This window comes from Yersinia sp. FDAARGOS_228 (assembly GCF_002073315.2).
GTDB classification, from domain to species: Bacteria; Pseudomonadota; Gammaproteobacteria; order Enterobacterales; family Enterobacteriaceae; genus Yersinia; species Yersinia intermedia.
Genome location: NZ_CP020409.2, coordinates 1363040 through 1377393, shown reverse-complemented (window position 1 = coordinate 1377393; position 14354 = coordinate 1363040). Strand labels below are relative to the sequence as shown.

The following is a 14354-nucleotide window of genomic DNA, read 5'->3' as shown; positions in this document are numbered from 1 at the left end:
CCTCAGTGGCGGGATTTTACTTTACAGGTCAGCCAGTTATCCCTTATCCGCCAACTTGATCACCAACTTCCCCTGTTCAGCCGTAATACTCACCGGCTGGCCGTGGGTGAAGCCCAACGCTTCCAGCCATCGCCCCTTAATGGTCAGTTGCGGCAACGGATGCGGCTTACCGCCGTTGGTGCGATACGTTGACTAAAATCCGTCCTAATGGTGATTAGTTATATTACAATCCGACGACGAACACATTCGCTTCTAAGAATATCGATGGTGTTCCACGGACAATGTTTAAGCCTGAAAAAGGTATGGAGTATTGGAATAAACAATGATGGAAGATGAACTTTACCCCTGTCCTTGTTGTGGTAAGAACACAATAGGTGATCTAGGGAATTATGAAATTTGTACTGTCTGTGGATGGGAAGATGATCTTGTTCAATCAGAAGATCCTTACTTTGCTGGCGGGGCTAATGCACCTAGTCTAAATGAAGCAAAAAAAGAGTTTTTAAAGAAATAATCTTAAAGATCTCGGTATTAAAACTGGGATCTTTATCTCTAAACCGTGATAGTACGGTGGCTGAAGTCATTCACAATATGACTACCGAAGCCAACCTAATGGCCCATGCGGTACTGGGTGCAGTGGTGGCGCAGGTAAACGGTAACAGTGCGTTGCCGGGGCGCAGGCTGGGAAGAATGCTCTGGAGAATAATAACCTTGCTATCTTGCGTACCGGTGCAGCCGTTTGTAGCAAAGCGGTCATAGATCTTGGGTTTGGTGCTCTCATCGGTGTTGGTGTTGCCACTTCAGCGATTGAAGAGCTGTCTAGCGTACAGAAAACCAATGTTATGTTGGCTGCAATGTCAGGTGATCAGGAACAAATAGATAAACTGTCACCTTCCGAGCGAGCAGCCTACGAAGAATTAAAAAATGGTAAGGGTTTAACTACGGGGTTCCCTACTCCAGTTGATGATCCCACAGGCGGTAAGCTGGTAAATCCTGCGCCCGATCAAAACAAGGGAACGGCGTTGGTGACACCAGATAAAAGTGGCGAGAATGGTGCCAGTAATACCGGGAGTACTAATGGTAAGCCGGATGTGGGTGGGAATAGCACGGTAACGCCGCTCCCAGAACAGAATAAAGATGATTTGGCATATACATCTGACAGCAGTAAGTATGTACCTAGCCCAAAACATGCAGCCGGAGGCTGGGGAACGCCAATGGATTTAAGTGATGCAAAAGCGCAAGAGGTACTAAACAACTCAATCCTAGGTGGCAAACAGAAATATGGTATAAGTGATGGTAAAGTCTATTAATTTCAACCAGATAATGCTGGCGGTTGGTATGGATATCCAATACCAGGAACTGAAGCACCACCAAAAATATTACGTGAGTTTCTTGCTCGTGGTGATATTAGTAAGGCTGAATATAACAAATTGATAAAGGGAAAATGATGAATAAATTAAAAATCAGTTTGCTTAAAAATTTATTACAGGATGAATATCAATTAGTTGATATATCAATAAAAAATGAGGCTAGTTTAATATCTATTTTCTGTGGAAATATTAATCTATCCAGATTTATTGAATGGTTACTTGATAATGAATCTGAAATCAAAACATCAGAATTACCGATAGATATCACAGATAGTGGATCCTTGGCTTATCAAATTTGGCACTTCTACGAAAGTGAAGAAATAGGAAATGATATTATAGTTGATGAAATGTTCGACTATCGAGCAAGCCATTGTCTTAGATTTGGGGTGCGAGGAACTGATTTTCCTGAGATTTACATTGGTAAATTAGGTAGTAAACATGAAATGTCTATGTTTACTAGTAATGATTCATGGCGGTATTTTATTGATATAAATGATTTTTATAAAAATCTGACTACTCTTACTTATAATAAGTAAAAATGTTGATGACCTGAGCCGTGATGTTGAACACGCCAACAATGCGCTTTCGCCTATCTTTGATAAAGAGAAAGAGCAGAATCGCCTGCGGGAAAGCCGTGCTTAATCTAGATGGTTCGTACAATCAGAAAAAAACTGAAGCAGCGATCAAAGAAGGACGGAGGTTGCCAAAATGATAGATATTGATTCTCTGGACGATTTTAGCCGTGAGTATCTGTTTTTTTTGAAAAAAACAGCGGGTGATGAGTTGCAGGTTGATGACCTTTATCTAGCTGAGGATTATTCACTCGTTGATAGCATTCAGAATGACATAAAAAATATTAATCTTTCTATAGCCCTTTTTATGAAGGCGAAAGATAGTAATGATGAATTAGCTATGCGAGCAGCTTTGCTGCGTATCAGAAGTTTTATGATGGGGGTATATGGGGTTTTTTATCAGACGGTCGAGGATATTGACCGTTTATTCAAGCTTCCTGATGAGATATCTTTTCCTGAGGATTATAAAATCCCGGAGCATTACAACTATCCCATTAAGTAAAGATCCCGGCCAACTGGCCGGGATCTTTACTTTTAAGCCCCAAATCCTCCCCCTTCCCACCGCTGCAACCGAATAACACCGGGCGCAGCGGTCACTTCCAGTTGTTCCGCGTCGGTGATGCCGGACTCGGTGAGCCAGTCACCGCAGATACCCATGCGGCAGTATCCGATGGCACTATCACCATTCGCAATACCGATAAACAGCAGCAAAATGTCACTGACCTGAGCCGCGATGCTGAACACGCTAACAATGCCCTCTCCCCTATTTTCGATAAGGAGAAAGAGCAAAATCGCCTGCGGGAAATCAATTTGATCGGTGAGATAGGCAATCAGGTTGGCGATATTGCGCGCACGCAGGGTAAGATAGCGGAAGAAAAAGCGCTAAAAGATCCGCAGGCGATTCAGGCAGCAAAAGAAGCTCTGGCGGCGAAAGGTAACTTGACGCCGACGGAAAAACAGCTGACCGAACAGATACGCAATACCGCGATGGCGACCTACGGCACCGGCAGTGATTTACAACGGGCGATCCAGGCCGCGACTGCAGTCACTCAGGGGCTGACCGGCGGTAACCTCGGCCAGGCGTTAGCGGGCGGCAGCGCGCCGTATCTGGCGCACGAAATCAGTAAATATCTGCCCGCCGATCAGAACCAGACTGCGAACCTGATGGCCCATGCGGTGTTGAGTGCGGTGGTCGGGCACTTTAACGGCAATGCAGCCGTCGGTGCCGCAGGCGCTTTCACGGCAGAAGCGGCCGCGCCTGCAATAATCAAGGCGATGGGTTGGGATAAAGACCATCTCACCGAACAGCAGAAACAAACCGTCAGTGCGTTGGGTACCCTGGCAGCAGGGTTGGCGGGTGGGTTGGTAGGTGACAGCAGTAATAGCGCAGTGGCTGGTGCGCAGGCTGGGAAGAATGCGGTTGAGAATAATGCGCTGGGTTGTTCAGTATTAACTTGTCTGAATAATCCTATCGACATAAGCCGCCCTAGTCTGGGCGGTGGTATGGCGGGTGTTGCAGGTGGTGCTGCTATTGCTGATGCGCTTAATGGAGATAAAGAAAGTGAATCTGGCCCGAACGTAGGCAAGGATCAGACGGATGCAGACAAGGCGGAATTAGGTGGGACGGGTTCTGGAACGCCTGGCGGCTGGGAGCCTCAGGATGAGGAGAACGCTCGGAATAGTGAAAAACAGAATAATACTGTCGAAGATTTAACCTCGACATCATCAAAAGGGAATGAGACTACAGGGCGTTCAAAACTCTTCGAAAGAACAGGCGGTAGTAACGCTGCTAACAAAGAGTTTGATGCCTTATCCCCGACAGAGATTAAAGATATACCTGGCGGAAGGGTCGGCAAATTGCCAGATGGTCGAACTGTTATCGTTCGTGAACGTAGTACGGATGGTCGTCCAACATTAGAGATCCAGTCTGGTAAGAATAGGATCAAGTTTAGGTATGACGAGTAATCATATATGACTGAAAAACTGAATAAAGTTCTTCTTACTGAAGGTTCCCTTCAAAATAGTCAACTAGAGGATTTTCGATATTCCTCTGGTTCCCTTGAGCTAATTTTGTCTTCTGGAGATAACGAAGAAGGTAGTAAAGTGAAGGTGTTGTTCGACTGGATTTATTCTTTCCGGGTGACAGATGAAGGTGACCTGTTAAAAATGCAGGAAGAGCAGAAGGGTGAGATGCTTACTGGTCTTTATCTCGTTGAAAATTCTAAGTATCTAGAATGGTTTAATGAACAAAGCGGTAATGTGCATGACGAGATTGCTCATTATATGCTCTCAACTGTAGACGATGTTATAGATATTTTAGCCTCCATTAGTCCTTCAATATCAGTAAGTAGTTGATTGCAACCCCGACCATTGGTCGGGGTTGTTGTTGTTAAGTCTTAAATATTTCCACTTCCCGCCGCGGCAACTGAACCACATTGGTTGCAGCGGCGTTTTTTGTTGTTCCACAGAGCGATGGCGGCTCGTATTCTCTCTTAGCTGCTCAGCATCCGAAGATGAACCGTTAATCAGCCTACTTCGTCGGACAGGAAATGTTTTGTCATTACCGCCATGCTGTGGCGGTGCGACAAAACAACCTGGTCAGGGCTGCGCCCGACACCCAACACCGATAAAATACCCCCGGATGCAGTTGCCGGGGGGTTATCTCTGTTACTCAACAAACATCAGGCCACCGGGGTAATGCGTGATCCAGTTGGCCGCTGCTGCATTAGCCTGCGTTCATCCAGATGCTCAGCCTTATGAATATAAGCCGCACGTACAGAGTTACGTTCCTGGTGGCTCATCTGCCGCTCTACCGCATCCCTCGACCACAATCCCGACTCAATCAATGAACTACAGGCCATGGTTCTGAAACCGTGACCGCAGACTTCCACTTTAGTGTAATAACCCATAACCCGGAGCGCATTGTTAACAGTGTTTTCACTCATCGGTTTACGTGGATCGTGATCGCCAACGAAAATCAGCTCATGACTTCTACTCACGTAGAATGAATTACGAAGGCAAAAAATAATATATACCCAGCCGAGGTTATAATTGGGTGACTTGAATCCTAGTTATGCTGTTTTACCAAAAGTCCCATGAACAATGGTTCCTTCATCAGCAAGGTTTTCAAGCAGTAAGACTAAATTCAGGAGGGACTACATCTTCTTTTATGATCTTTTTACTAAGTATGTGGGGACTCACTTATTTAAAATTAGGGTCCCATTTTTGGGGCAGCCCCGTCAGTTATTTTGGTTTAGGGATTGCTGGGATTTTCTTTCTGATAATGCATTGTCGCTATGGTGCAAAGGATGTCGATATCAAAAATGATGGACTTGCGCCCATGAGAGAATTAATCAATATCCGACGGTCTGGCCTCACCAGCCCATATTTATGGTTAAGCCGGGCCGGGTATCTGGGATTTTTAATCGGTATGATGCACTGAAACAGGTCACTGATACCTGCGGCTGCCGTTGAGAATAATGAGCTGAGCCTGTTAGCCAGAGGGTGTGCAATCGCAGCACCGTGTCGAAGTAAAGTTGCTGAGCAATTGCTGGAGATAGGTGCGAAAGCGGGTAAGCAAGGTAATTTGGTCAATACGTTCCCAGGTAAGACGGTGGTGAGGTAACTATATGTTTATTGTTTACTTATGGGATAACGTTATTGGTGAAAACATTGCCTCATTGGAAGACTTTCCGGGGAATGAAAGCTTTTTAATCAGGGACGATCACTGTAAATACCCATTGTTATCTGAGTTATCTAACTGTGACATAGAGCTTTTTAGTGATGAGCAACTTGCAGATCTTCGTAAGGAGATTAATAATCTGATGAAAGATGAATCATCAGAGCAAGATGTTCATGATTACCTATTATCTGTGATTGCACTAATAGATCAGGCTAATCGCGATAATAAAAGTATTTTATTTTCGCCGTTTTAACGAACCACCATCGACCGATGGCCGAGGTGGTTGATCTCAAATTCCAAATCCCCCAACTTCCCGCCGCCGCAACCGAATAACACCGGGCGCAGCAGTGACCTCCTGTTGCTCAGCCCCAGTAATACCTGACTCGGTGAGCCAGTCACCAGCTCGCCGCTCTGCCGTACCCCATCTGCGCCTAAATCTTGCCGCTGTTGGCTGGCCTCGCACAGCACTTCCCAAGTGGCTTCGTCGGTGACGGTTGCCACCCATAGCCGGTAGTGCTGAAGCGTCAGTTGCAACGGGGTGCCAGCGGTAAATCCCAATGCGCCGCCTGCCAGCGTCAGCTCTGGGATCGGTTGAGGGGTAAAGGTGATGTTCATGCGACACCGCGCAACAGAGCGAGAGCGAGTCTCACCTGTATGAGAAGAAAAAATCCGGCCTGATGACCACTGGCGGCATTGGTGTCACGATTGGTAGTAATAGCCAAAAAACCACCGACAAAATGCAGACTCTGAGCAACGTGGGTAGCACGATTGGCAGTCTGGGCGGCAATGTCACTCTTGATGCGGGAAATCAGTTAACTATTCATGGCAGCGAAGTGATCGCCAATAAAGACATCAGCCTGCAAGGATCAGATGTCGCGATAACTGCGGCGGAAAACAACCTGTCTCAACAACATACCACCGAGAGCAAACAGACCGGATTCACCCTTGCCCTGTCTGGCGCGGTAGACAGTGCCATCAACAGCACCGTCACTACCGCCCAGGATGCCAAAAAAGAGACCAATGGCCGCCTCCAGGCATTGCAGACCACAAAAGCAGTCCTTCAGGGCGTTCAGGCAGCACAAGGCGCGGTGTTGGCCAATGAAACCGGCGACCCCAATGCGGTAGGGGTAAGCATTTCACTGGGCAGCCAAAAAAGTAAATCAGAAAGTCGCCTTGAGCAGACTACCGCCAGCGGCAGCAACATTGCTGCCGGGAATAATCTTTCGATCACCGCCACCGGAGACAAGGGGCCGGGCGATATTCGGGTACAAGGCAGCGAGCTGCAGGCAGGGAAAAATCTCAGTCTGGATGCCAAAAATGATATTGCGCTGAACAGTGCTGAAAATAGTGAGCGTCTGCGTGGCAGTAATAAAAGTTCGGGTGGCAATATTGGGATAGGTATTGGCGTCGGAAAAGGAGCCGGTATCAGTATCTTTGCGGGTGTAAATGCCAGTAAAGGCAAAGAGCAAGGCGATAGCCTGACCCATACTGAAACCCAGTTGAAAGCGGGCGATACGGTGAGTATTACCAGTGGCCGCGATACATCCTTGAAAGGCGCGCAGGTCAGCGGCGAAACGGTAAAAGTAGATGTGGGCCGTGATTTAACCCTGCAAAGTGAGCAAGACCGCAACAACTACGATAGCAAACAGACCAGCGTGAGTGCCAGTGGCAGCTTCACCTTTGGCACCATGACCGGCAGCGGGAGTGTCAGTGCCAGCAAGTCTAAAATTGACTCAGACTACACATCAGTACAGGAGCAGACCGGGTTCTTTGCTGGCAAAGGGGGTTTTGATATCACCGTCGGCGAGCATACTCAGCTCAATGGTGCGATGATTGGCTCGACGGCCACTGCCGATAAAAACACGTTGGATACTGGCACGCTCGGCTTCTCTGATCTCGATAATCAGGCCAGTTTTAAAACCTCGACCAGTAGCATGGGCCTGAGCAGTGGCGGCTTTACCGGCAGCAAGGACTTTATCAGCAATATGGGCGGGGGCATCCCCATCGCGGGCGGTAATAGTGGTGATGCCAGTTCCACTACCCATGCGGCAGTATCCGAGGGCACTATCACCATTCGCGATACCGATAAACAACAACAAAATGTCGCTGACCTGAGCCGCGATGCTGAACACGCTAACAATGCTCTCTCCCCTATTTTCGATAAGGAGAAAGAGCAAAATCGCCTACGGGAAGCGCAACTTATTGGTGATATTGGTAGTCAGGCGATAGACATTGCGGCAACGCAAGGTAAGATCCTGGCGACAAACGCCGGTAAAGCGGAGCTGGAAGCGGAGCTGGAAGCGGAGCTGGAAGCGAAAGGCATCAAGGCACCAGGCCAGGACGCGACACCAGAAGAGCGAGCGGTGTATGACAAGCTGCTAACCAGCACTTCCGCCTATAAAACCACACAAGCCCAATACGGCACTGGCAGCGCATTGCAACAAGGCATCCAAGCTGCTACGGCGGCGGTGCAAGGCTTGGCGGGTGGGAATATGGCGCAGGCGCTGAGTGGTGCTGCAGCGCCGTATCTGGCGGAAATCATAAAACAGTACGCGCCGGATGAAGCCAGCCGAGTCATGGCTCATGCGGTTCTGGGCGCAGTGGTGGCGCAAGCCAGTGGTAATAGCGGTCTGGCGGGAGCTGCGGGTGCGGCCACCTCGGCGATGATCGGGGAAAGCATCAAGAAATCACTGTACGGTGATATTCCGGTCAGCCAACTGAGTGAAGAGCAGAAGCAAACGCTGGTTGCACTGGGTAGCTTGGCGGCGGGTCTGGCTGGCGGCTTGGCCAGTGGTGATACTGCTGGCGCGGTATCCGGTGCGCAGGCAGGTAAGAACGAACTCAGCAACAATATGACCAGTCTTGGCCTCATATCGCAGATGATGGCGCAAGAAACGCTGAACGCCGCCGCGATGGCCGAAGCAGGCAAAGGCGGAGCTAACGAGCAAGCCGCGCTGGCGCTGACCAAGAAAGTGAAGGAAGGGTTAGACGCGGCCTGTCTGAAAAATGCAAGCTGTGTGCTGTTGGCGGTGGTTGCAGCGCAGAGTCAATCAAACTCGAATAGCAGCCAGAATCCGAATATCGGCAAGGATCTGACGGATGAGCAGAAGAAAGAGCTGGGTGGTTCGGGGTCTGGAACCGGAACACCACCACCGCCAGAAAACGATCCGAACAAATCGGAAGAGAAAAAAGTCGATAAGCTGAATCAGAAGCAAGAAAGTGCCATGAGAAAAATCGACAACCTAATTAAAAACTCTCTGAAAGATCATGATATTACAGGCTCTCTTAAAGATATGGACAACAACCCTATTCCTAAACCTAATGGAAGTGGGGAAAACTGGAACCATATGAAAGAGATGCAAGATACCCTTAATGGTTTAAGGAATCATGCAAACACGCTAAAAAATGTTAATAATCCGGAAGCTCAGGCAGCTTACGGAAGAGCAACAGAAGCTATTAACAAAATAGAATCGGCGATCAAAGGATACGGTATATGACAACGTTTAGAGATCTATTAATAGCGGAAGGCGGTAATTATGAGCCTAACACTAGGTCATCTCTTGATGAGTGGTTTAGCAGTATCGTAGATGTACCGCTTGATGAGTTGGATGTTGGGGATATTGCTCGAGCTATAAGACAGGATTTGTTTTTAGTTCATGTATTGCCAAGGGCAGAATCGATCTTGCAAGGAGATCCTCTAGCTGGAGATGATTACGATGGGCAATTAATATCATCAATCGCATCTTTAAGTCACAAGGAAGCAAAAGGTGTTTTATCTTCCTTAAAAAGGATAAGTCATATTTTAAATCAAGTAGATAAAACTACTCTTGATGAACAGTTACTGTTAGACATAAAGAAAATAGATAATTTATCTTTTTGTGAGTAATACAGACCCCCGGCCAACTGGCCGGGGGTCCTTCTTCTAAGCCCTAAATCCCCACACTTCCCGCCGCCGCAACCGAATAACACCGGGCGCAGCAGTGACCTCCTGTTGCTCAGCCCCAGTAATACCTGACTCGGTGAGCCAGTCGCCAGCAATCACCAGCTCGCCGCTCTGCCGTACCCCATCTGCGCCTAAATCTTGCCGCTGTTGGCTGGCCTCGCACAGCACTTCCCAAGTGGCTTCGTCGGTGACGGTGGTGATCCAGAGCATGTGATGCTGGCGTGTCAGTTGTAACGGGGTGCCACAGGTAAAACCGAGTGTCGCCAGCGTATCGCCTGCCAATATCAGTTCCGGGATCGGTTCGGGGGTAAGGTGATGTTCATGCAGCACCGCGCAACAGAGCGAGAGCGAGTCTCACCTGTATGAGAAGAAAAAATCGGGTCTGATGGGCACTGGCGGGATTGGTGTCACGGTGGGCAGCAACAGCCAAAAAACCACCGATACTGGCAAATCTCTCTCCAACGTGGGCAGCACGGTGGGCAGTGTGGGGGGGAATGTCAGCATGACCGCCGGTGAAGACCTGACGGTGCAAGGCTCTGAGGTGTTAGCCGGTAAAGACATCGCTCTGACCGGTAAAAATGTCGCTATTGTGGCGGCGGAGAATCAGCTTAGCCAGACTCATACCGTTGAGCAAAAACAGAGCGGCCTGACGCTGGCACTGTCCGGCACGGTTGGCAGCGCCGTCAATACTGCGGTTACCACTGCCAAAGCCGCCAGTGAAGAAAGCAATGGTCGCCTGGCCGCGCTGCAAGGCGTTAAAGCGGCATTGAGTGGTGTTCAGGCGGTGCAAGGTGGGCAACTGGCCGCAGTGAATGCCAGTGACCAAAATGCTATTGGCATTAGCCTGTCTTATGGTAGCCAGTCGTCAAAATCAGAACAAACCGTCAATCAAACCACCCACCAAGGCAGCACACTGACCGCCGGTAATAACCTGAATATCACCGCCACCGGTAACGGCGTGAAAGGGGCGGATGGCGATATTGTGGTGCAAGGCAGCCAGTTACAGGCGGGTAAAGACACCAGTCTGACGGCCAATCGTGATGTGATATTGCAATCAACACAAGAGAGCCAGACGCTGGACGGCAGTAACAAAAGCAGCGGCGGTTCATTGGGGATAGGAATAGGTGCCGGTCAGGGCGGTTGGGGGATTAATGTCTCCGCCAGCCTGAACAAGGGTAAAGGCAGCGAAAGTGGCAACGGCGTGACTCACACGGAAACCACAGTCAACGCCGGTAACCAGCTCAACATCACCAGTGGCCGCGATGCGGTGCTGCAAGGCGCGCAGGTCAGTGGGGAAACCGTCAAGGTGGATGTGGGCCGTGACCTGCTGCTGCAAAGCCAGCAAGACAGTGACCGTTACGATTCGAAGCAGCAAGACGCCAGCGTCGGTGGCAGTTTCAATTTTGGTTCGATGACCGGCAGTGCCAGCATCAATGCCAGCCGCGACAAAATGCACAGCAACTTTGACTCGGTGCAGGAGCAGACGGGTATCTTTGCAGGCTCTGGTGGCTTTGATATCACCGTGGGCGCGCATACTCAGCTCGACGGTGCAGTGATTGGCTCCACTGCCACCGCCGATAAAAACACGCTGGATACCGGCACGCTGGGGTTCAGTGATATCGGGAATAAAGCGGACTTCAAGGTAGAGCATCAAAGTGTGGGCATCAGTACCGGCGGTAGCATCGGCGGTCAGTTTGCCGGGAATATGGCCAACGGCTTGCTGGTTGGCACTAACAATGAAGGTCACGCCGACAGCACCACCCATGCCGCAGTATCCGATGGCACTATCACGGTTCGTGACACGGATAAGCAACAGCAAAATGTTGATGACCTGAGCCGTGATGTTGAACACGCCAACAATGCGCTCTCCCCTATCTTTGATAAAGAGAAAGAGCAAAACCGCCTGCGGGAAGCGCAGTTGATTGGCGAGATTGGTAGTCAGGCCGCTGATATCGTGCGGACGCAAGGTGACATCAATGGGCTGAAGGCGGCGCAAGATAAACTCGGCCCGTTGAAGGAGAATGCCACTGAGAAAGAGCGTGCCGACTATATGGCAGAACTGCGTAACTCCGATGTCTACAAAGCCGAGATGAAGAAATACGGCACCGGCAGTGCGCTGCAACAAGGTATTCAGGCCGCGACAGCCGCCGTACAAGGCTTAGCCGGTGGTGATATGGCGAAAGCGCTGGCGGGAGGCAGTGCGCCATATCTGGCTGAAGTCATTCATAATATGACTACCGACCCGGTTACGGGTAAGGTAAACACTGAAGCTAACCTGATGGCGCACGCGGTACTGGGTGCAGTCGTGGCGCAGGTGAATGGGAACAATGCACTGGCGGGCGCTTCGGGTGCAGTGATGGGGGAGTATATTGCCCAGAAGATGTATCCGGGGATTAATCGTGAAGACCTGACTGAAGAGCAACGACAAACCATCAGCGCCTTGGGTACACTGGCGGCAGGGCTGGCGGGGGGATTAGCAGGCGGCAGCACCGCTGACGCCGTTGCCGGGGCGCAGGCTGGGAAGAATGCTCTGGAGAATAATAACCTTGCTATCTTGCGTACCGGTGCAGCCGCTTGTGCAGAGATAGCCGTTTGTAGCAAAGCGGTCATAGATCTTGGGTTTGGCGCTCTCATCGGTGTTGGTGTTGCCACATCGGCGATTGAAGAACTTTCTGGCGTACAGAAAACCAATGTTATGCTGGCTGCAATGTCAGGTGATCAGGAACAAATAGATAAACTGTCACCTTCCGAGCGAGCAGCCTACGAAGAATTAAAAAATGGTAAGGGTTTAATTACGGGGTTCCCTACTCCAGTTGATGATCCCACAGGCGGTAAGCTGGTAAATCCTGCGCCCGATCAAAACAAGGGAACGGCGTTGGTCTCACCGGATAAAAGTGGTGAGAATGGTGCCAGTAATACCGGGAGTACTGATAGTAAGCCGGATGTGGGTGGGAATAGCACGGTAACGCCGCTCCCAGAACAGAATAAAGATGATTTGGCTTATCTAGCCGAAGGTAGAGATAACCAGTTACCAATTCCTGAACCTATCGTGGCGAGTAATGGGTTAAAAGTCGAATCAAATACCAAACATACACCAGGTGCCCAAGGATTCAGGCCAGACGCAGGTATTGAGCCAAGGAATTCTTTAGAGCTATTTGGTAGTTCAGTATCAGTCGATGGAAACAAAGCTCGTTATAGTATGGGAAATGATGGAGCTATTCATCGTTATTTCCCTGATAATGTAGGAACTTACCATTGGTCTGGAAGTACTGGTGATTCAAAAAATGCAATGCAGTTAGATAATAAGACAAAGGCCCAGTTACGTAAGCAAGAGGGATGGAAAATTAAATGATTATTGGTGATCCTTATCGAATTGCTATACAACTTGAGCAGCTAGATATTCTATGCTCCCCGAGTGGGGTTTTTAATTTTATTATCAATGGGTTATTCATCCCAGGCAAAGGGGTAACTATTGATCTTTACATTGTAATTTCCTCTTTGAAGGAGAGTTTAGATTTAGGCCTTAAAAAATATAATGCTGATATTGGCACTATCCCTATTGAAAAAATGGATTTCTCAGAAGGAGAACCTGAAAATTTAATACCGTTGAATGTTGCGGAACTATATGACTACGGTTGTAATTTTTGGCTAGGCTTTGATGGTAATGAAGAACGTTTGATTTATTCATTAGATTTCGAAAATAGTTTTTCCGAGAATCGTTTTCCCCGAGGAACGGTCGAGGAATTAATTAGGAAGCTGCCTTTAGCTGATAGCTTAATTATGGATAAAAATGACGGTATTATAATCACAAAAATAAGCTAATTTGTGAGTTTGATAATAGTAATCTCGGTCTTGGCTGAGATTACTGAAACTTAGTCCTAAATACTTCCATCTTTCACCGACAGCCTGCACGTCACCGGCGAATCCTCAAGCAAACGCCATACCAGCTCAGTGGATCTCTATGATGAAACCCTGCTCGGCAGCCAGTTGAACGCCAAGGGCGATATCAATTTACAGGCAGCAAAAGACATCACCCTCAGCGCCAGCACGGTACAAACCGACGGCGCACTGCAGCTGGCGGCGGGCGGGGATGTCACGCTCACCACCCAGACCGAACAGCATGATGAACTGCGAATTCATACCGGCAAGAAAAAAGGTCTGGCATCGACCACCACCACCCATACCGAAGACAGTATTAGCCAGACACTGGCACTCGGCTCAATGCTCTCAGCCGGTTCCATTGATGTCAGTGGCAAAAATATCGCGGTCACCGGCAGTCATGTGGTGGCCGATGGCAGCGCCGTCAATACTGCGGTTACCACCGCCAAAGCCGCCAGTGAAGAAAGCAATGGTCGCCTGGCAGCAGTGAATGCCAGTGACCAAAATGTTATTGGCATTAGCCTGTCTTATGGCAGCCAGTCGTCAAAATCAGAACAAACCGTCAATCAAACCACCCATCAGGGCAGCACACTGACCGCCGGTAATAACCTGAATATCACCGCCACCGGTAACGGCGTGAAAGGAGCGGATGGCGATATTGTTTTGCACGGCAGCCAGTTACAGATGGGTAAAGACACCAGTCTGACGGCGACAATCCACTCAAGAGAGCCAGACGCTGGATGGTAGTAACAAAAGCAGCGGCGGTTCATTGGGTGTGGGAATATATGTCCCATCCCCTGGGGAGATGAATGACATATTCTCCTCTGTTGGTAGTGAGATAGGCGGAATATATTTGAAAAATATTTCGGCCAGTCTGTATCGACTGTTAAGCGGCAATAATGCTTGGATAA

General features: G+C 49.0%; 12 protein-coding genes and 8 pseudogenes. 16 read left to right on the top strand and 4 right to left on the bottom strand.

Annotated elements, in window-relative coordinates:
- Positions 1-36: 36 nt before the first annotated feature.
- Positions 37-186, bottom strand: a pseudogene (locus A6J67_RS06355) (SymE family type I addiction module toxin); the annotation flags it as partial.
- Here A6J67_RS06355 and A6J67_RS23630 point away from each other — a divergent pair.
- The 8 genes and pseudogenes from A6J67_RS23630 to A6J67_RS06315 form a co-directional block, all read left to right on the top strand.
- Positions 186-326 (top strand): annotated as a pseudogene (locus A6J67_RS23630) (hemagglutinin); the annotation flags it as partial. The pseudogenes A6J67_RS06355 and A6J67_RS23630 sit on opposite strands and share 1 nt — an antisense overlap.
- The gene (locus A6J67_RS06345) at positions 323-511 is read left to right on the top strand and encodes a CPCC family cysteine-rich protein (RefSeq protein ID WP_374700015.1); all 189 of its coding nucleotides are present in this window, start codon (positions 323-325) and stop codon (positions 509-511) included. The pseudogene A6J67_RS23630 and the gene A6J67_RS06345, both read left to right, overlap by 4 nt.
- A gap of 205 nt (positions 512-716) precedes the next feature.
- Positions 717-1307: a hypothetical protein gene (locus tag A6J67_RS23420; RefSeq protein WP_050090216.1), complete on the top strand. Its 591-nt coding sequence runs from the start codon at positions 717-719 to the stop codon at positions 1305-1307.
- A gap of 134 nt (positions 1308-1441) precedes the next feature.
- Positions 1442-1903, top strand: coding sequence for a hypothetical protein (locus A6J67_RS06335; RefSeq protein ID WP_226719436.1), 462 nt, complete (start codon positions 1442-1444; stop codon positions 1901-1903).
- Positions 1902-2003: pseudogene (locus A6J67_RS23940) on the top strand (hemolysin); the annotation flags it as partial. The gene A6J67_RS06335 and the pseudogene A6J67_RS23940, both read left to right, overlap by 2 nt.
- Before the next feature lie 72 nt (positions 2004-2075).
- Positions 2076-2441, top strand: coding sequence for a hypothetical protein (locus A6J67_RS06325; protein WP_050090222.1), 366 nt, complete (start codon positions 2076-2078; stop codon positions 2439-2441).
- Positions 2442-2542: 101 nt separating this feature from the next.
- On the top strand, positions 2543-3904 hold the full coding sequence (locus A6J67_RS06320) for a VENN motif pre-toxin domain-containing protein (RefSeq protein WP_226967885.1): 1362 nt from the start codon (positions 2543-2545) through the stop codon (positions 3902-3904).
- Positions 3905-3910: 6 nt separating this feature from the next.
- The gene (locus A6J67_RS06315; protein WP_050074838.1) at positions 3911-4294 is read left to right on the top strand and encodes a hypothetical protein; all 384 of its coding nucleotides are present in this window, start codon (positions 3911-3913) and stop codon (positions 4292-4294) included.
- A 362-nt stretch (positions 4295-4656) separates the two neighbouring features.
- Here A6J67_RS06315 and A6J67_RS06310 read toward each other — a convergent pair.
- A pseudogene (locus A6J67_RS06310) lies at positions 4657-4938 on the bottom strand (tyrosine-type recombinase/integrase); the annotation flags it as partial.
- 74 nt (positions 4939-5012) lie between these two features.
- Between A6J67_RS06310 and A6J67_RS06305 the strand changes: the two are divergent.
- From A6J67_RS06305 to A6J67_RS06295, 3 genes and pseudogenes are all read left to right on the top strand, one after another.
- On the top strand, positions 5013-5381 hold the full coding sequence (locus A6J67_RS06305; protein ID WP_226967884.1) for a hypothetical protein: 369 nt from the start codon (positions 5013-5015) through the stop codon (positions 5379-5381).
- Between the two features lie 27 nt (positions 5382-5408).
- Positions 5409-5522, top strand: a pseudogene (locus A6J67_RS23935) (hemagglutinin); the annotation flags it as partial.
- Positions 5523-5568: 46 nt separating this feature from the next.
- A complete protein-coding gene (locus tag A6J67_RS06295) occupies positions 5569-5874 on the top strand; it encodes a hypothetical protein (RefSeq protein ID WP_050298031.1) in 306 nt (101 codons plus the stop codon).
- A 36-nt stretch (positions 5875-5910) separates the two neighbouring features.
- Here the strand turns inward: A6J67_RS06295 and A6J67_RS06290 are convergent.
- A pseudogene (locus tag A6J67_RS06290) lies at positions 5911-6236 on the bottom strand (hypothetical protein).
- Between the two features lie 62 nt (positions 6237-6298).
- On the opposite strand from A6J67_RS06290, the gene A6J67_RS06285 reads away from it, so the two are divergent.
- Together A6J67_RS06285 and A6J67_RS06280 are read left to right on the top strand one after the other, a co-directional pair.
- A complete protein-coding gene (locus tag A6J67_RS06285) occupies positions 6299-9118 on the top strand; it encodes a hemagglutinin repeat-containing protein (protein ID WP_105165818.1) in 2820 nt (939 codons plus the stop codon).
- The gene (locus A6J67_RS06280; protein WP_050087911.1) at positions 9115-9507 is read left to right on the top strand and encodes a contact-dependent growth inhibition system immunity protein; all 393 of its coding nucleotides are present in this window, start codon (positions 9115-9117) and stop codon (positions 9505-9507) included. The genes A6J67_RS06285 and A6J67_RS06280 overlap by 4 nt, the downstream gene beginning before the upstream one ends.
- Before the next feature lie 36 nt (positions 9508-9543).
- Here the strand turns inward: A6J67_RS06280 and A6J67_RS06275 are convergent, their stop codons facing one another.
- On the bottom strand, positions 9544-9894 hold the full coding sequence (locus tag A6J67_RS06275; RefSeq protein ID WP_390899622.1) for a hypothetical protein: 351 nt from the start codon (positions 9892-9894) through the stop codon (positions 9544-9546).
- On the opposite strand from A6J67_RS06275, the pseudogene A6J67_RS23235 reads away from it, so the two are divergent.
- From A6J67_RS23235 to A6J67_RS23230, 3 genes and pseudogenes are all read left to right on the top strand, one after another.
- A pseudogene (locus A6J67_RS23235) lies at positions 9893-12916 on the top strand (hemagglutinin repeat-containing protein); the annotation flags it as partial. The gene A6J67_RS06275 and the pseudogene A6J67_RS23235 sit on opposite strands and share 2 nt — an antisense overlap.
- Positions 12913-13386 carry an Imm42 family immunity protein gene (locus A6J67_RS06265; protein ID WP_050072988.1) on the top strand — a complete coding sequence of 158 codons (474 nt, stop codon included), beginning with the start codon at positions 12913-12915 and terminating at the stop codon, positions 13384-13386. The pseudogene A6J67_RS23235 and the gene A6J67_RS06265, both read left to right, overlap by 4 nt.
- 63 nt (positions 13387-13449) lie before the next feature.
- Positions 13450-14227: pseudogene (locus tag A6J67_RS23230) on the top strand (hemagglutinin repeat-containing protein); the annotation flags it as partial.
- Positions 14228-14354 lie beyond the last annotated feature (127 nt).